The following is an 18,269-nucleotide window of genomic DNA, read 5'->3' on the forward strand; positions in this document are numbered from 1 at the left end:
AAAGCATGTAATCATTGCAAGTCGCTGTGACAAATTTATTGATGCACTAATCATATAGAAGCGAGAGCATGAACGTATTTGCATTACGTTGTTTTTATCTCGCATCTGAGAAACACTTTAAAGGAGAATAGCATGGTATATTTGAAATCTATTGATGCCTTTGGATTTAAATCATTTGCTGAACATACAAATGTACAGTTTGATGAAGGTGTCACGGCAATAGTAGGACCTAATGGTAGTGGTAAGAGTAATATTACAGATGCAATTAAGTGGGTTTTGGGTGAACAATCTGCTAAATCATTACGTGGCGCAAAAATGGAAGATATTATTTTTTCTGGTGCAGAACATAGAAAAGCTCAAAATTTTGCTGAAGTAAAATTAAAATTAGATAATAGTTCAGGTAAATTAAATGTTGATACAGAAGAACTCGTAGTCACACGTCGTTTATATAGAAGCGGGGAAAGTGAATATTATTTAAATAATGACCGATCACGACTTAAAGATATTATAGAACTATTTTTAGATTCAGGATTAGGAAAAGAAGCATTCAGTATAATATCTCAAGGTCGCGTAGATGAAATTCTTAATGCAAAGCCAATTGATAGAAGGCAAATATTGGAAGAATCTGCAGGTGTACTAAAATATAAAAAAAGAAAGGCAACTTCTGTGCAAAAATTAGATCAAACAGAAGATAACCTGACGCGTGTAGAAGATATCTTATTTGATTTAGAGGGTCGAGTCGAACCATTACGTGAAGAAGCTGCAATAGCAAAAGAATATAAACATCTGTCTAGTGAAATGGAAAAAAGTGATGTGTTGGTCACTGTTTATGATATTGGACAATATAATCAAAATATTTATGAACTAGACGAAAATCTCAATCGCTTAAAAAGTCAACAAGCTTCAAAAGATGCGGAAAAGGCACAGCATACACAATCATTAAATCAATATAAATCTGAACGGCAACAATTAGATGAAACGATAGAATCTTTAAATTTTAAACTTGTTAAAGCGACTGAAGAAGTTGAAAAATTTGCTGGACAATTGAATGTGTTGGAAGAACGTAAGAAGAATCAATCGCAAACCAATGCACGATTTGAAGAAGAACAAGAAAGCATAGAGACACAAGTGACAAATTTAAAGCAAGAGCAATCAGAAGTAAAAGAACAAATCAAACAGTTAAAAACGAAACAAAATGATCTAAATGAAGAGATACAACAATATGAATCACAACTTTATGTGTCCGATGAACAACATGATGAAAAGTTAGAATCAATAAAAGATGAATACTATCAACTCATGTCAGAACAATCAGATGTCAATAATGATATACGCTTTTTAGAGCATACAATTCAAGAAAATGAAACGAAGCAATCACGTTTAGATTCACGCTTGCTTGATGCCTATAAGGAATTAAAAAATATTCAAACTCAAATCACTGAAACAGAGAAACAAAGTTCAATCGCAAAAAAAGAGTTGAAAAAAGCAGAAAGTGATTTAGCATCTTATGAAAAAAAACTAACGCAACTTAAAAATCAACAAAATGAATACGAAGAGAAATTACATCAAGCATACAGATTTAATGAAAAATTAAAATCACGTATTGATAGTTTAGCAACACAACAAGAAGAATATAGTTATTTTTTCAATGGTGTAAAACACATATTGAAAATGAAAGATAATAAACTTTCTGGCATCCGTGGTGCAGTAGCAGAAGTTATCCAAGTACCTTCGAATTTAACGAAAGCGATTGAAACTGCATTAGGTGCTTCGCTACAACATATCATCGTGGATTCTGAAAAAGATGGTCGTCAAGCAATACAATATTTAAAACAAAATGGTCTAGGAAGAGCTACATTTTTACCATTAAACGTCATTCAACCTCGTAATATTGCCAGCGATATTTTGAAGATAGCTAATAATTCAATTGGTTTTGTGAACGTTGCTTCAAGTGCGATACAAGTTGAAAATGATTATAAACATGTGATTCAAAATTTATTAGGCAATACAATAATTGTAGACAACTTAAAAAATGCTAACGAATTAGCTAGAAAAATTCGGTATCGAACACGTATCGTAACGTTAGAGGGAGATATTGTAAATCCAGGAGGTTCTATGACTGGTGGTGGTGATCGTAAAACTAAGAGCATTTTATCTCAAAAAGATGAGCTCTCAACAATGCGTGCGCAATTAGTAGATTATCAGCAACAAACTGCTTCATTTGAAAAACAATTTCAAGCAATTAAAGAAGAAGCCGATGCGTTAAGTAATACTTATTTCGATACGAGTCAAAGTTATAATACGATAAAACAAAACGTACATAAATTTGACTTAGAATTAGATAGATTACGTAAACAAGAAACACATTTAAAAAATGAGCATGAAGAATTTGAATTTGAGAAAAATGATGGTTACCAAAGTGAAACAAGTAAGCAAACCTTAAATGAAAAAAAAGCGCAATTGGCAACAATCCAAACGCAATTGCAAAAATTAGAAGAAGATATTAATATCTATACAAAATTATCAAAAGAAGGTAAAGAGAGTACAACGTTAATACAACAAAAATTACATCAAAAACAATCTGATTTAGCAGTAGTTAAAGAAAGATTAAGTACTCAAAAGCAAACGGAAACAAGGTTAACGCATCAACTTAAACAATTAAAAGAGCAAAAACAAAAATTGAGTGAGCAAATTGAATTATTTAATTCGGATGAGATAACTGGTGAAAAAGCTTTCGAAACGATTCAAAATAATATTGAACAAAGTAAAAGTAATAAAGCGCAATTAACAGAAGACTTGGCTACTATTAAATCACAACGCCAAACTTTGAATGATACAATTGAGACAACAGAGCGTAAGTTGGAAGAAGCAAATCAAGATATTTTATCGATTGAAAATCGTTACCAAGATATTAAAGCAGAACAATCTCGTTTAGATGTGCTAATCAATCATGCGATAGACCATTTGAGCGAGCAGTATCATCTTACTTATGAACGGGCAAGTGAAATATATACACTAGAAGAGGATATTGACAGTTTACGAAAAAAAGTAAAATTAACCAAAATGTCTATAGAAGAATTAGGCCCCGTAAATTTAAATGCAATTGAACAATTTGAAGAAATCAACGAACGCTATACATTCTTGAATGAACAACGTGCTGATTTAAGAGCAGCCAAAGCGACGTTAGAACAATTAATAGAAGAAATGGATAATGAAGTGAAAGAACGATTTAAAGAGACTTTTCACGCTGTACAAGGTCATTTTTCTGAAGTATTTAAATCACTATTCGGTGGAGGACAAGCAGAGTTGCGCTTGACAGATGATGATTATTTATCAGCAGGGGTAGATATTATTGTTCAACCACCAGGTAAGAAACTGCAAAACCTATCACTATTAAGTGGTGGGGAACGTGCTTTGAGTGCAATTGCTTTGTTGTTCGCTATTTTAAAAGTGAGATCGGCACCATTTGTCATTTTAGATGAAGTAGAAGCAGCCTTAGATGAAGCCAATGTTATACGTTATGCACAATATTTAAAAGCATTATCAAACCAAACTCAGTTTATAGTCATTACACATCGTAAGGGTACAATGGAATTTTCTGATCGCTTATACGGTGTAACGATGCAAGAGTCAGGTGTATCAAAATTAGTAAGTGTCAATTTAAATACGATTGATGAAGTCATTAAGGAGGAACAAGTATGAGCTTTTTCAAACGACTAAAAGATAAATTCACAACGTCTGCAGAAAATCAAAAACCAGACGAATTAGAACAAGAACAACAATCTGAATTAGATGTAGATCAACCTCAATCATCCGAAGCGCCTAAGGAAAAAACAAAGCAGCCAAAAAAATTAAAAGAAGCTGATTTTGATGACGACGGTTTAATTTCAATTGAGGACTTTGAAGAAATTGAAGCGCAACAACTTGGTGCAAAATTTAGAGCTGGATTAGAAAAGTCGCGTGAAAATTTCCAAGAACAGTTAAACAATTTAATTGCACGTTATCGTAAAGTTGATGAAGATTTCTTTGAAGCACTGGAAGAAATGTTAATAACTGCAGATGTTGGTTTTAACACAGTGATGGAACTCGTAGAAGAATTACGTACCGAAGCACAACGTCGTAATATTTCAGAAACTGAAGATTTGCGAGAAGTTATCGTAGAAAAAATTGTAGAAATCTATCATCAAGACGATGAACACTCAGAAATTATGAACATTGAAAATGAAGGGTTAAATGTCATTTTAATGGTAGGTGTCAATGGTGTGGGCAAAACGACAACAATTGGTAAATTAGCACATCGCTACCAAGCTGAAGGTAAGAAAGTGATGCTAGCAGCTGGTGATACTTTTAGAGCTGGTGCTATTGAACAACTCAAAATTTGGGGAGAGCGTGTTGGCGTAGAAGTAATGAGTCAAAAAGAAGGTTCGGATCCTGCAGCAGTTATGTATGATGCCATTAATGCAGCTAAAAGTAAGGGTGTAGATATTTTAATATGTGATACTGCTGGCCGTTTACAAAACAAATCTAATTTGATGAATGAACTAGAAAAAGTAAAACGTGTGATAGGTAGAGCAGTACCTGAAGCGCCTCATGAAGTCCTACTTTGTTTAGATGCTACTACTGGACAAAATGCCTTGTCCCAAGCTAAATCATTCAAAGAGGTTACGAATGTGACTGGTATTGTATTAACTAAACTGGATGGTACTGCAAAAGGCGGTATCGTTTTAGCGATACGTAATGAATTAAAAATACCAGTTAAATATGTTGGTTTAGGTGAAAAATTAGATGATTTACAACCATTTAATCCAGAAAGCTATGTATATGGACTGTTTGCTGATATGATTGAACAAAATGTTGATGATTCAAATGCTGCGGATGATCATACAGATAGCACGGATGTACAGAATGAAGGTCATACAGATGACACAAAATGATTTAATTAAGACCATACGTATGAATTATTTATTTGATTTTTATCAATCATTATTAACGGAAAAACAACGTAACTATCTAGAACTATTTTATCTACAAGATTATTCTTTAAGTGAGATTGCAGATACGTTTGATGTGAGCCGCCAAGCAGTGTATGATAACATAAGAAGAACTGGTGATTTAGTAGAAGATTATGAAATGAAACTAGGCCTTTATCAAAATTTTGAAAAACGACAAAACATATATGAAGCGATCAAAAAGCATATTGATGAGCCAGAAATAATTGAACAGTATCTTCAAACGCTTGAAGATTTGGAATAATTGAGAGTATAAAGGAGGGTAATGATATGGCATTTGAAGGATTATCCGATCGTCTTCAAGGGACGATGCAAAAGATCCGTGGCAAAGGAAAAGTTACAGAAGCAGATATTAAATTAATGATGCGAGAAGTTCGACTAGCATTACTTGAAGCAGACGTTAACTTTAAAGTCGTAAAGGATTTTGTCAAAACCGTATCAGAACGAGCTTTAGGTTCAGATGTAATGAAGTCATTAACACCTGGACAACAAGTCATTAAGATAGTACAAGAAGAACTTACACAACTGATGGGTGGCGAAAATGCAACCATCAAGATGGCCAATAAACCGCCAACAGTTGTGATGATGGTTGGTTTACAAGGTGCAGGTAAAACTACAACTGCAGGTAAATTAGCATTACTCATGCGTAAAAAATACAACAAAAAACCATTATTAGTAGCAGCCGATATTTATAGACCAGCTGCGATTGACCAATTACAAACTGTTGGTAAGCAAATTGATATTCCTGTTTACAGTGAAGGGGATCAAGTAAAACCTCAACAAATTGTAGAAAATGCCATTAAACACGCAAAGGAAGAACATTTAGATTTTGTTATTATTGATACGGCAGGTCGTTTGCATGTTGATGAAGCATTAATGGAAGAATTAAGTGATGTAAAAGAAATTACTAAACCAGATGAGATTATGCTTGTTGTTGATGCGATGACTGGTCAAGACGCAGTAAATGTAGCGCAATCGTTTGATGAACAGCTAGAAGTTTCAGGTGTAACCTTGACTAAACTAGATGGTGATACACGTGGTGGTGCTGCTTTATCAATTAGATCAGTGACACAAAAGCCAATTAAATTTGTTGGTATGAGTGAAAAATTAGATGGTTTAGAACCATTTCATCCAGAACGTATGGCTTCTCGAATATTAGGTATGGGTGATGTGTTAAGTTTAATAGAAAAAGCACAACAAGATGTAGATGAAGATAAAGCGAAAGACTTAGAAAAGAAAATGCGTACGTCATCATTTACTTTGGAAGATTTCTTAGAACAATTAGATCAAGTTAAAAACCTTGGTCCATTAGATGACATTATGAAAATGATTCCTGGCATGAACAAAATGAAAGGGATGAATAATCTTAATATGGATGATAAACAAATTGACCATATTAAAGCAATTATTCAATCTATGACACCTAATGAACGAAATAATCCAGAAACATTAAATGTATCACGTAAAAAACGTATAGCTAAGGGTTCAGGACGTACTGTTCAAGAAGTTAACAGATTGATGAAACAATTTAATGAAATGAAGAAAATGATGAAGCAATTTTCTGGTGGCGGCAAAGGTAAAAAAGGTAAACGTAAGCAAATGGAGAATATGTTAAATAGTATGAATTTACCATTTTAACAATTTTGTCTATAAAATAGTTGTAAAAGTAGTGAGTAGAACATAAGGCATATTACAAAGTAAAGGACCAATCCGTATGAAAATGGATTGGTCCTTTTTATATGAATCATAAGTGATTTTGCTCGTGCATGCTTGCCTGGGGATATGGCTCGAGCCAGTAGTCTCTCGCTCATATCATAACCCTAGGCGTCAGCGCGTTACAAAATCATGGAAAATATTAAATGATGAAATTTTATGTGTAGGTGGGAAGTTATTTAATTTGATTTAGGTAAATTCATATTTTCCCTAAATGTCTTACCCTCATATTGTATTCTAAAAAGATTTCTTTTTTGTAATTCAGGAATGATGTAATCTACAAAATCTTCTAAGCTATTTGGTAAAGTTGGTGGCATTAAATTAAATCCATCAGCTACCCCTGCATTGAACCAACGTTCCATTTCGTCAACAATCTGTTCAGGCGTTCCGATGAGTGTCAAGTGTCCACCACCTGCACTGAGATAGCCTAACAATTGTCGTAAAGTTGGGTTTTTATCTTTTATAATTTCCAATACAGTTTGGTAACGACCTTTAGGGCCATTAAAAGATTCCAATGGTGGTAAAGGTGGGACCGGTTCATCCAAATCCCAATTATGACAATCTTGATGAATGAAAAATTCTAATTGATTTAATGCTGTTTCAGTTGCTAAATGTGTGTCTAGTTTTTGCTTTTTAGCATAAGCTTCTTCGTATGTTGGTGCGACATATGTGACTAGTCCTGGAAAGACTTTTAAACTGTTCTTTGATTTACCTGCTAATTCCAGTTGATGATTTAATCTTTTTCTAAATGTAGTAGCTTGTTGTATATTCCAAGCTACTGCATAAACGGCATCTGCGTATTTCGTAGCTAGTGCAATACCAGGGTCGGATGCACCAGCTTGCATAGCAACAGGTTTTCCTTGTAGGCTACTTGGTGTTGTTAAAGGTCCTTGTACTTTAAAGTGTTCTCCAGTATGACTAATGGCATGGATATGATTTGCATTGATTAGAATATCTTGTGTCTTGTCATGTACAAAATCTTCTAAGCTCCAAGATGTTAATAGTTGATTCATAACACATGCAAATTCATCTGCTTTTTTGTAGCGTTCGTGATGTGCGGGTAAACTAGACATGCTATGATTTGCAGCTTCTAAATCCGTCATAGATGTTACTAAATTCCAACCTGCACGTCCTTGGCTCATATGATCAAGACTCAATAATTGTCTTGCAGCAGTAAAAGGATTCGAAAATGTACTTGAGATAGTCGCAACAAGACCTATATGATGAGTTACTTGCGCAATTGCTGCTAAATTCATTAAAGGGTCAAACCAAAAAGCAGGCATATCATTATCCGTTTTTGCAGGGAAAGATTGATTATCAGCAAAAAATATAGCATCTAGCAAGCCTCGTTCTGATAGTCGAGCTAACGATTGATAATAATTGATATCACCGATTCGTTCAATACTAGAATCTTGCATACGCCATGCAGCTTGGTGATGGCCACAACCGTAAATTAATACACCTATATTGAGATGTTGATCGTGCGTCATAATTGATGCCCTCCATATTTTAGTTCATTGTTAAACCGCCATCTACGGTAATATTTTGACCAGTGATACCATTAGCTTGATCGCTAACTAGAAATGCCACCATATTTGCTACATCTTGTGGTGTTGTTACTTTATGTAATGGTGTAGTCTGTTCAATTAAATCAAATACTTCATCTGAAGTGGCAGCACTGGCGTCTGTAGTTTTTAATAAACCACCAGAAACGACATTAGCTTTGATGCCATATTGACCAAGTTCAGCAGCAATATTTCTTGTAAAACCGATTAAACTTGATTTAGCGGTAGTATATTCATGATAGGGAACGACAGGATTTTGGTATAAATTCGTTCCGATAGATATAATAGTACCTGATTTATGCTCAATAAATTGGTCGATAACACTTTGGGTTACATTAAAAGCGCCTTTTAGAGTGCCGTCAATTTGTTGTTGGTATTCTGACCAATTTAAGTCTTTAAATGATTTTTGGCGAGAAGGATCAAATTTAAACCCTATAAGCGCATTATTCACAACAGCATCTATTTTTCCAAAATGATTGGTGGCTTCTGCAATTAATTGATCTACTTGTGCTCTGTCTGTGACATCAGCACGAATCGCAATTGCATGTTCGTGACCAATTTCGTCTACAACCTTTTCTGCTAATGTCTTATTCTGAAAATAATTGATAATTACATGATGCCCTTGGCGACCTAAAGTTTTTGCAATGGATGCTCCTAATCCTCTACTGCTACCAGTTATAAGTATTGTTTTACTCATCATTTCACTCCTAGAATCATTTATTAAATAAAAAAATACACAACCTCCATAAGAGAAGCTGTGTACTAAAAATCTACAATCTATAGTTAATATGTTGATATAGCTTTGTTATTTTTGTAACACTTCCCTCCGCTAGTATGGACTAGATCAGGTTCAAAGGGTTTGAGTAAATCTCATCTCAGTTAAAAAACACCCCTAGTGCATTTAATATTTAATTTATTTTCAATTTATAGTGTTTAATAGTTAATGTCAAGTTTACGATGATATCGAAAATAATATTGGTACAATGAAGTGATTAAAAGTATAAAATGGTAAAGAAGAAACTCTTTACAAACTTCTAGATAACTGTTAATATTATTTCTTGTAGAAAATAAAAATTAGAACAATCAAAGGAGAGAATATAAATGGCAGTTAAATTACGTTTAACACGTTTAGGCTCAAAAAGAAATCCATTCTATCGTATCGTAGCAGCAGATGCTCGTGCGCCACGTGATGGTCGTAACATCGAACAAATCGGAACTTATAATCCAAATAATGTAAATGCTCCAGAAGTTAAAATTGACGAAGAGTTAGCATTAAAATGGTTGAAAAATGGTGCTAAACCAACAGATACTGTACACAACATCTTATCAAGAGAAGGTATCTTGAAAAAATTTGACGATCAAAAATAATCGTCATTATTAGCACATAAAAATTTTAAAAAAAGAGAGAGTCGTGGAAATCGTAGTCATTTAAAATGATTTCGACGACTCATCTCGGTATGGATGACTATGGTTGAATGTTAACCATTGTGCATGCCAATATAATCATAAAAGGCTGAGACAATTCGTTTGTCCCAGCCTTTTAAATTAGCATACCGGTAATCATTTATATAAAGCAACATCAACAATTTAGTAGACTTATACGAGTGAATACATTGATCAAGAATGACTTAAGATGATTTATACAATATTTTAGCTCATAACATATAGAGAAGGTTTAAAATAATACTAACAATTCATGATATAATTATTTTAGTCGAAAAATAAAAAATAACGAATTTCAATGATACATATACATTATCGGAGGAGCTTATATGAAAGTAGAAATAGGCAAAATTATCAATACACATGGTATAAAAGGCGAAATTAAAGTCCAATCTCACTCAGATTTTACAGATGTACGCTTTCAACCAGGTGAAACTGTGATGATAGAACGTCAAAACGAACCAACATTAGAATTGAAAATTGCGACATATCGTATGCATAAAGGGTTGCACATGTTGACCTTTGAAGGTATCAACAATATTAATGATATTGAGCACTTAAAAGGTGAAATCCTTTTACAAGATAGAGACCACGAAGAAATTGAATTAGGGGAGCATGAATACTATTACTCAGATATTATTGGCTGTACCGTATTCGATGATAATGAAACACCTATTGGAAGAGTGATAGAAATTTTTGAAACGGGTGCCAATGATGTTTGGGTTGTCAAAGGTGATAAAGAATATCTTATACCATATATAGAAGATGTTGTTAAACATATAGATATTGAAGGTAGACGAATTGATATTACGCCTATGGAAGGACTGTTGGAGTAATGAAGATAGATTATTTAACTTTGTTCCCTCAAATGTTTGACGGTGTATTAAATCAATCGATTTTAAAAAGAGCGCAAGATAAGGAAATGCTACAAATTAATACTGTCGATTTTAGAGATTTTGCTGAAAATAAGCATAATCAAGTAGATGATTATCCATTCGGTGGAGGGCAAGGTATGGTGCTTAAACCAGAACCTATATTTAATGCAATGAAAGACATTGACAAAACAGAAAATACACGCGTGATTTTAATGTGCCCACAAGGTCGACCATTTAATCAGGAAATTGCACAGGAACTCAGTCATTCAGAGCATTTAGTTTTTATTTGTGGGCATTATGAAGGATATGATGAACGCATTCGCCAGCATTTAGTTACGGATGAGATTTCTATGGGAGATTATGTTTTAACAGGTGGAGAATTACCTGCGATGGTAATGACCGATGCAATTGTAAGATTAATTCCAGGTGTTTTAGGTAATCAACAATCACATGAAGATGATTCTTTTCAGGATGGATTATTAGAATTTCCACAATATACTAGACCACGTTCATATCAAGATATGAACGTACCAGAGGTATTATTGTCAGGAAATCATGCACATATTGATCAATGGCGTCATGAGCAAAAACTGATACGTACATGGGAAAAGCGTCCAGATTTATTAGAAAATTATCCACTTACGGATAAAGACAAAGATATTTTAGAAAGATACAAAAAGCAATTGAAAAATGAATAACAGTGTGCTAACATAATTTAAGTGTGCGACACACGAAAATCACTATGATCCGCTGCTATATATTTGTCTAGGCAAGAACATAGGTTGAAGGAGAGAAAAAATAATGAGTAATCACAAATTAATCGAAGCAGTAACACAATCACAATTACGCACAGACTTACCTTCATTCCGTCCAGGTGACACTTTAAGAGTTCACGTACGTATTATTGAAGGTACTCGCGAACGTATCCAAGTATTCGAAGGTGTTGTAATCAAACGTCGTGGTGGAGGTATTTCAGAAACTTTCACAGTACGTAAGATTTCTTCAGGTGTAGGTGTGGAACGTACATTCCCATTACACACTCCAAAAATCGAAAAAATTGAAGTTAAACGTCGCGGTAAAGTACGTCGTGCTAAATTATATTACTTACGTGAATTACGTGGTAAAGCTGCTAGAATTAAAGAAATTCGTTAATCAGCATAAAAGTCATAAAAAAGAAGCGGTTCCGACTAGGAACTGCTTCTTTTTTATATTTTGTAATCAATTTGAAGATGATATTATTTTTTAATATAAATCCATTTTGTATAAACGAAACTTAAAATGATTCCAATAATACTTATTATTACTAATAACCATGTATGGGGCGGTGTATATTTAAGTGTAATTGTCTTTTGTCCTTGCTCTACAGGAATTACTGTCATGATACCATTACCTTTTTTAACTGGTAATGTTTTGCCTTTGTCTGTATAAGCTTTCATTCCATCTCTATAAGGCATTGGCAACACGAGGTAGCCTTCATCATTTTTATTTTTTTTAATTGTATAATGACGTGGATTTTGTGAAACTTTCACAGAATGTAGTTGTTTATGTGCTTTCTTTAATACATCGTAGTTTTCTCCATAAATTCCTTTAACATTAAAGCGATAATTACCTTTAGATAATTTTATATTCAAGTCTTGCACAGATTTTACTCGCATCGTTACTGGAGTGACGAAACGTCTGTATTTATAAGATAGGTTATTTCGATGTTGATTATATTCATTCACACCAACATTGTGAGCCTTGTCTGGCCCTAACAATTCAACATCCATCTCTACATAGAGATCTTCATACTGATTTGCAATAGATGCTGGTAACTGATAATGGACACCTCCACCATCCTTAGAAACGGTTAATTTATTTTTTTGTGTACGCTTTGCATTAATTAAATTGGTAGAAGTTTCTGATAGTAAGTTTTTATTTGGTGTGAACTGTTGATTTGTAGAATATTCATCTGCTTGATCAAAAACTACCCCCTGTAACATAGCTTGTTCTTTATCCATAGGCGAATTGAGATCTTTTTTATCGAATACTTTATTTGTAATGTGCGCACTTGGATAATTGGCTTTATTTGTTGAATGTATAAAGGATTCCTCATCAGAATGTTTGATTGTACTTTGCTTAGAAAAGTCATAGGGGATATTCTTGTCTTCTGGGCGACGTATACGATCATTGACATCCCAAAGTGCCATCAAATTTGCTCTATTTGAAAGTAGACGATAAGTGCTGTTTTTATCCGTATGCATATTGATTTGTAATGTTTTATCATAATACTTTAAAATGTCGCCATCGAAAATGCTTGAATATAATGCAATACCGTTAAAATGATATATCATTGGTGAATTCAAGCCGTATTGTGACATGTAATCAATTCTACTGAACGGATCGTCTTGATGCTGTTTAATTTTATCTATTTTATTCGCTAATGCAGGACTTTTATATTTTGAATCATGCATTGATGAAACTGTTGATTCGTATTTTTGAACATTATTGACATGGTCGTTATCTAAAATAATCGCTTGTTGAATAATGAATAATATGATTAGCACAATAGACGGCCATTTTAATTTGAATAGTGATTTTTTATAAAGCAATATGCCGATAAAAATCATAATTACGAGACAGATGCCCATCCATGTCATTTTCTGGTCTTTAACGATCATTTGCATGATTCCCATAATCATTAATACTGGAAGGGAAGCGAATATATACGACTTCAAAGATAATTCAGATAAATAATGAATGAACAATGCTATTAATCCAGCAGTAGTAAGTGCAAATATATAAACCCAACGGCGTTCAGGCGTTGAGAACCCATTAAACATACTATCGAAAAGAGGGGTTAGTGACCCTATAAGCATGATCCAAGTTGCAATCGCAAAAAGTTTATAATAATAATGTCGATATAGTTTAAAAGATAGTAAGGCAATGAGTGCGATGATAGTCACAGTGATATAAAATCCGTTTGTAAAAAAATGTTTTTGTCGTGCGAAATCTGTAATGACACCAAAATTAAAATTAGGATTACTTACTCTATCATTGTTTAAAAAAGAAGAAACGCCAGTATAAAAGCCCCAAATAGCAATTAAAGAACTTAATATAACAGCTGTAGGAATCATCCAAAGTTGTTGTTTCCTAGTAACAATATCTTTTGCATGAGGAAATACACATCTATAGATAAAGTAACTCAAAATTACAATGGCTTCGTAATAACTAAAATAAAAATTAGAAAATAATGTTAAAGCAATAGAAAAAATAAATAATCCTATTTTTCTTTCTTTGTAAAACCGTTCAATACCGAGCAAAGATAGGGGAAGAAAAATTAATAAATCTCCATAATATGACCAAGTAAAATTAAAATAAATAACGGTTGTTGAAGCTGCATATAACATTGAAGCCAAAAATACTATGTGTTTTTTGAGCTTGATATAATTAAAGAAATAGAACGCAACGATAAATGTAGCGATGCATTTGAAAAAAGCTACTATTAATTGATTGCTTGCCCAATACGTGATGTCGCTAGGGTTGCTATTAAATATTACTTCAGATAACCATACGAATAAAAAATTAATTAGTACAAAAGGTGAGGTTGCGTAGTAATAGGATAAATCTTTAACATAATCTCCACCTAAACCAAAAGAATGGTCATAAAAACTTTTGAATTGGCTAAGGTGTTCGTAAAGATACATTTGGAAAGGCATCATTTGCCTAAAACCATCACCATGACCACTAAATACAGTACCGTCAGTTAAATAGCGATAAATATACGGTGTGAACGTTAATAAAGCTACGCCGACGCCCATTAAAAGAATTGTTAAAAATCTTGTTAGTTTGTGGGACCAAATTCTATGAAACACGGTCATACCTCATCTCAGATAAACTCCTTTATTTAAGTTTAGATTTTTTCTTTAGACACCAAAAAATACTTATTAAGATACTTATAACTGAAATTATAATCATCGTAAACCAATATTTAGGGCGGTATTTAATGATAATTTCACTATCTTGTTTAGTGACTGGTACGCCAGTCATCATATAATTTACTTTTTTAGGTTTTACTTTTTTATGATCTACATAAGCCACCATACCGTCACGATATGGAATGTTAATCGTTGCGATTCCCTTTGTATGAGGTGCTAACTTCACTTTTACTCCATTTTTAATATCATTATAATAATGATTTTGTTTCTTATTATAGGCTTTTTTGAGTTTGCTATAATTTTCACCATGAAGACTTTGAATATCAAAATAATAACTACCTCTAGGGTTAATAGCTATGTTAATATTACCATCTTTGTCTGGTTGTGTCCTATATAGTTGGTTTTCAACACCAGTTTTATAGGTCGAATTGTTATACAACCGGTGGTTAGCATAATTATTTATATTAATTGTATAATTACTGTCGGGTTGACCACGTCGAACTTTTAAATTTAAATAAAAGTCTGAATAACGTTTTCTTATGTGATTTGGGACGTGAATTTTAATTTGACCTTGGTTTTTGGGCAGATTGATTTGTTGATTATTTTTTATTTTTATATTTTGGTAAGATATTTTGGTCGCATCGATAAGGTTTTGTGCGTTATCCGTGTAAGGTTTACCTGAATTTTTTATAACAACACCATCCAACATCGCATGTTCTCGATCGATAGGCGTTTTTAAAGTGTCAGAATTATAGATTTGATTAGTCACTTTTACAGAAGGCAAGTTTAAAGTATTCTCATAAATGTGGTATTGTCCCTCACTTTTTACATTTTTAAAATAACTAGGCACATTGTTTTCGTAATCTTTTAACATTAAATATTTCATTGAAAATAAACTGCCAATATTTTGTCGTCCATTAGTACTTTGGTATCTACTCACAGATTCAGATTGAAGGTTGATTTTCAAATCATCATAGTAATAGTCTAAAATGTTGTGATGAAAAATACTTGAATATAAACTTGAACCTTTAAAGAATTGATACATAGGTGTGTTATCTTGTTCATTAACACGCCAATCGATACGTTCGTCTTCCGTTTTTGAATGATTCATTTCAGAGACTAATTGTCTTTGTAACGGTGTGTTAAATAGACTTGCATTGACATAATAGCGATTTGCTCGTTCAACATGATCTTCAAAATAAATTTGATTGCGTATAAAAACGGCTACAACAAGTGTTGCTAATATCAATATGGCAGTATAATAAAAATAAATGAAACGTTTACGATAAGTTGGAGCTTTAAGACACAGTACCAGCAAGCCTATCAAACAAACAATAGGTGTAAACCAGAGCCATGAAACAAAATCATCATAAATCCACGCGCTCACAAAAACAAAACTTAAACTGATGATTGAAGAAAAAATATAGTTTTTAATTGTTAGCGTGCTAAAGTACTTTACATATAGCCCTATGAGCAATGCTGCGTTAAAAGCAATTAGATAATGCCATCTTTTTTGAGGAGCAGAAAAACCATTAAAGAGCTGATCGACAAATGGTAAATAATTAGCGCCTATAGTAAGTATCATAAAAATTGCAAATAACTTAAAATAAAAATGCTTGTATAGTTTAAATGATAACAGTGCTTGTATTACTAAAAATAAAATGACTATTAAGTAATTGTCATAAAATACATTCGTGTTTTGGTTGAAAGGTTCTAAAAAATCTACGTCTCCATTAAAAGGTATACGTCTGTTATTGGTATAAGCACGTAAACCGTGATAAAAAAAGAAAAGACTGCAACCAAATGCTAAAATTGCAGCAATGAAGATGGTATATATTGCTTTAAACCTAGGTACGATATCATGTCTATGTTTAAATATTAGTCTAACTGTAAAATAGATTAGACCTACGATGAGTTGATAATACGCAAAATAAAAGTTATTTATTAAGGAAACTGTGACTACGATGATAAACATGGCTTTTTTTTCTTTTTGTAAAAATAATTCAATAGACCATAAGAGTAGCGGTAATAATATAAAAATATCACTGAAAAATGGCCAATATACAGTAAATCTAAAATAGAGTGGTGATATGACAAAAAGATATGACGTTAGTACTGCGATGCTTTTATTTTGAGTAATATAGCGTACAAAACCAAAAGTTGCTAACATCGCTAATGTTGATTTAAAAATGGACAATACAATAGCATTTGTCATCCAAAACATAATGTCTTGCGTGTCCCAATCAATCGCTAACTTTATGAGAAAGATGAAAATTACATTAAGTATAAACAAAATATTGGTTGAAAAATAGTAACTTAGGTCAGTGAAAAAATCTCCACCTAATCCGAAATCAGTGGCGTAAAACCATTGACCTTGACTCCATTTATCATACAAATACATTTGCATCGGTATCATTTGTTCCATGCCATCATTGGGCCCCGTAAATAAAACACCCTCATTTATAAATCTATAGATAACATAGCCATGTCCAATGATTGCTAATATAAAGCATAATAATATGTAAAAAAGCATCCTTTTCATGAGTAGTCTCCTGTAATCGAATTATTTTTAATTCCATTGTAACGATTTTTTAGATTTATTGATAAAAATTACCATTATTTAATTTAAGAAAATTAATTTAAATATTATACTTATTTTGAAATTTAGTATTGGTAAGATACTCAGTTGGTTAGTTTCACTACAGTTCTAGACAATTTGGTAATTATTATAGGAAAATAGTGTGAATGAGTTTTTTAATAAAGTAAATACAAATTTTTATTTATAACTATTCATCCCTCATGTTATGATTTTAAGGTCAATGAATGGTATGAGTAAAACATATAATTTTGAAACATAAACGTATGAGAAAGGTGATGTACATGGTAATTCAATGGTATCCAGGGCATATGGCGAAAGCAAAACGCGAAGTTGCAGAACAATTAAAGAAAGTAGATGTTGTTTTTGAACTAGTAGATGCTCGTATTCCTTATAGTTCAAGAAACCCAATGATTGATGATGTTATACAGCAAAAACCGAGAGTAGTTATTTTGAATAAAAAAGACATGGCGAATTTAAAAGAATTAGAAAAATGGGAGTCTTATTTTAAAGAAAAAGGCTATTATCCTGTGGCGATTGATGCTAAACATGGAAAAGGACTAAAATTAGTAGAACAAGCAGCTATTAAAGCAACACAAGAAAAATTTGATCGTGAAAAGAAAAAAGGATTAAAACCACGTGCGATTCGTGCGATGATCGTCGGCATTCCTAATGTTGGGAAATCTACACTTATTAATAAGTTAGCCCACAAATCTATTGCTAAAACTGGAAATACACCTGGTGTTACAAAGCAACAACAATGGATCAAAGTTGGCAATTCGCTCCAATTATTAGATACACCAGGTATACTTTGGCCCAAATTTGAAGACCAACTTGTAGGAAAAAAACTAAGTATTACAGGTGCGATTAAAGATAGTATCGTTCATTTAGATGAAGTTGCCATTTACGGTCTTGAATTTTTAAAAACGCATGATTATGAAGGATTGAAAAATCATTATAAAATAGATGTACCGATAGAAGCAGAAAATATAGAATGGTTTGATGCTGTTGGACGTCGTAGAGGATTGTTGCGTAGTGGTAATGAAGTTGACTATGAAGCGGTCATTGAATTAATCATACATGAAATTAGAAATGCGAAAATAGGAACATATACGTTTGATGTTATTAAAGAAATGGAAGTGTAACGTGAA

The 18,269-nt window shown here is 32.8% G+C and carries 13 protein-coding genes and 1 riboswitch; of the genes, 9 read left to right on the forward strand and 4 right to left on the reverse strand.

The window, feature by feature from the left end; translation table 11 throughout:
• The first annotated feature begins 132 nt into the window (after positions 1-132).
• The 4 genes from smc to ffh are packed head-to-tail and all read left to right on the forward strand — an operon-like array spanning position 133 to position 6,647.
• On the forward strand, positions 133-3,702 hold the full coding sequence (smc, locus tag KA830_RS07570; protein WP_204180069.1) for a chromosome segregation protein SMC: 3,570 nt from the start codon (positions 133-135) through the stop codon (positions 3,700-3,702).
• On the forward strand, positions 3,699-4,934 hold the full coding sequence (ftsY, locus tag KA830_RS07575) for a signal recognition particle-docking protein FtsY (RefSeq protein ID WP_070037893.1): 1,236 nt from the start codon (positions 3,699-3,701) through the stop codon (positions 4,932-4,934). Before smc ends, ftsY begins: the two co-directional genes overlap by 4 nt.
• A complete protein-coding gene (locus tag KA830_RS07580; protein ID WP_204180068.1) occupies positions 4,921-5,253 on the forward strand; it encodes a putative DNA-binding protein in 333 nt (110 codons plus the stop codon). The genes ftsY and KA830_RS07580 overlap by 14 nt, the downstream gene beginning before the upstream one ends.
• 26 nt (positions 5,254-5,279) lie before the next feature.
• The gene (ffh, locus tag KA830_RS07585; RefSeq protein ID WP_204180067.1) at positions 5,280-6,647 is read left to right on the forward strand and encodes a signal recognition particle protein; all 1,368 of its coding nucleotides are present in this window, start codon (positions 5,280-5,282) and stop codon (positions 6,645-6,647) included.
• 254 nt (positions 6,648-6,901) lie between these two features.
• Here ffh and KA830_RS07590 read toward each other — a convergent pair whose 3' ends face one another.
• Positions 6,902-8,212 (reverse strand): LLM class flavin-dependent oxidoreductase, encoded by a 1,311-nt coding sequence (locus KA830_RS07590; RefSeq protein WP_064209042.1) that lies wholly within the window; start codon positions 8,210-8,212, stop codon positions 6,902-6,904.
• Between the two features lie 19 nt (positions 8,213-8,231).
• A complete protein-coding gene (locus KA830_RS07595; RefSeq protein ID WP_204180065.1) occupies positions 8,232-8,984 on the reverse strand; it encodes a 3-oxoacyl-ACP reductase in 753 nt (250 codons plus the stop codon).
• Between the two features lie 107 nt (positions 8,985-9,091).
• Positions 9,092-9,191, reverse strand: a riboswitch (TPP riboswitch).
• 197 nt (positions 9,192-9,388) lie between these two features.
• Between KA830_RS07595 and rpsP the strand changes: the two genes are divergently transcribed.
• The 4 genes from rpsP to rplS all read left to right on the forward strand — a co-directional run bounded on the left by rpsP (position 9,389) and on the right by rplS (position 11,757).
• Complete coding sequence (rpsP, locus tag KA830_RS07600) at positions 9,389-9,655, forward strand: 30S ribosomal protein S16 (RefSeq protein ID WP_019468468.1); 267 nt, start codon at positions 9,389-9,391, stop codon at positions 9,653-9,655.
• A gap of 404 nt (positions 9,656-10,059) precedes the next feature.
• Positions 10,060-10,566 (forward strand): ribosome maturation factor RimM, encoded by a 507-nt coding sequence (gene rimM, locus KA830_RS07605; RefSeq protein WP_064209040.1) that lies wholly within the window; start codon positions 10,060-10,062, stop codon positions 10,564-10,566.
• Positions 10,566-11,303 carry a tRNA (guanosine(37)-N1)-methyltransferase TrmD gene (gene trmD, locus KA830_RS07610; RefSeq protein WP_046208652.1) on the forward strand — a complete coding sequence of 246 codons (738 nt, stop codon included), beginning with the start codon at positions 10,566-10,568 and terminating at the stop codon, positions 11,301-11,303. The genes rimM and trmD overlap by 1 nt, the downstream gene beginning before the upstream one ends.
• A gap of 103 nt (positions 11,304-11,406) precedes the next feature.
• A complete protein-coding gene (gene rplS / locus KA830_RS07615) occupies positions 11,407-11,757 on the forward strand; it encodes a 50S ribosomal protein L19 (protein WP_019468465.1) in 351 nt (116 codons plus the stop codon).
• 83 nt (positions 11,758-11,840) lie between these two features.
• On the opposite strand, the gene KA830_RS07620 is transcribed toward rplS, so the two are convergent.
• Both KA830_RS07620 and KA830_RS07625 read right to left on the reverse strand, forming a co-directional pair.
• Positions 11,841-14,459 (reverse strand): YfhO family protein, encoded by a 2,619-nt coding sequence (locus KA830_RS07620; protein WP_343283706.1) that lies wholly within the window; start codon positions 14,457-14,459, stop codon positions 11,841-11,843.
• 28 nt (positions 14,460-14,487) lie between these two features.
• Positions 14,488-17,064, reverse strand: coding sequence for a YfhO family protein (locus KA830_RS07625; protein WP_204180062.1), 2,577 nt, complete (start codon positions 17,062-17,064; stop codon positions 14,488-14,490).
• Between the two features lie 338 nt (positions 17,065-17,402).
• Here KA830_RS07625 and ylqF point away from each other — a divergent pair, with 338 nt between their 5' ends.
• Positions 17,403-18,263, forward strand: a complete 861-nt coding sequence (ylqF, locus tag KA830_RS07630) for a ribosome biogenesis GTPase YlqF (protein ID WP_210122824.1) — start codon at positions 17,403-17,405, stop codon at positions 18,261-18,263.
• Positions 18,264-18,269 lie beyond the last annotated feature (6 nt).

Source organism: Staphylococcus sp. GDY8P119P, from assembly GCF_017892075.1.
Classification (GTDB): Bacteria; Bacillota; Bacilli; order Staphylococcales; family Staphylococcaceae; genus Staphylococcus; species Staphylococcus ureilyticus.

Bases quoted from the DNA above. Each gene is read 5' to 3' on its own strand.
- smc (WP_204180069.1), top strand. From the start codon at position 133: ATGGTATATTTGAAATCTATTGATGCCTTTGGATTTAAATCATTTGCT.
- ftsY (WP_070037893.1), top strand. From the start codon at position 3,699: ATGAGCTTTTTCAAACGACTAAAAGATAAATTCACAACGTCTGCAGAA.
- KA830_RS07580 (WP_204180068.1), top strand. From the start codon at position 4,921: ATGACACAAAATGATTTAATTAAGACCATACGTATGAATTATTTATTT.
- ffh (WP_204180067.1), top strand. From the start codon at position 5,280: ATGGCATTTGAAGGATTATCCGATCGTCTTCAAGGGACGATGCAAAAG.
- KA830_RS07590 (WP_064209042.1), bottom strand. From the start codon at position 8,212: ATGACGCACGATCAACATCTCAATATAGGTGTATTAATTTACGGTTGT.
- KA830_RS07595 (WP_204180065.1), bottom strand. From the start codon at position 8,984: ATGAGTAAAACAATACTTATAACTGGTAGCAGTAGAGGATTAGGAGCA.
- rpsP (WP_019468468.1), top strand. From the start codon at position 9,389: ATGGCAGTTAAATTACGTTTAACACGTTTAGGCTCAAAAAGAAATCCA.
- rimM (WP_064209040.1), top strand. From the start codon at position 10,060: ATGAAAGTAGAAATAGGCAAAATTATCAATACACATGGTATAAAAGGC.
- trmD (WP_046208652.1), top strand. From the start codon at position 10,566: ATGAAGATAGATTATTTAACTTTGTTCCCTCAAATGTTTGACGGTGTA.
- rplS (WP_019468465.1), top strand. From the start codon at position 11,407: ATGAGTAATCACAAATTAATCGAAGCAGTAACACAATCACAATTACGC.
- KA830_RS07625 (WP_204180062.1), bottom strand. From the start codon at position 17,064: ATGAAAAGGATGCTTTTTTACATATTATTATGCTTTATATTAGCAATC.
- ylqF (WP_210122824.1), top strand. From the start codon at position 17,403: ATGGTAATTCAATGGTATCCAGGGCATATGGCGAAAGCAAAACGCGAA.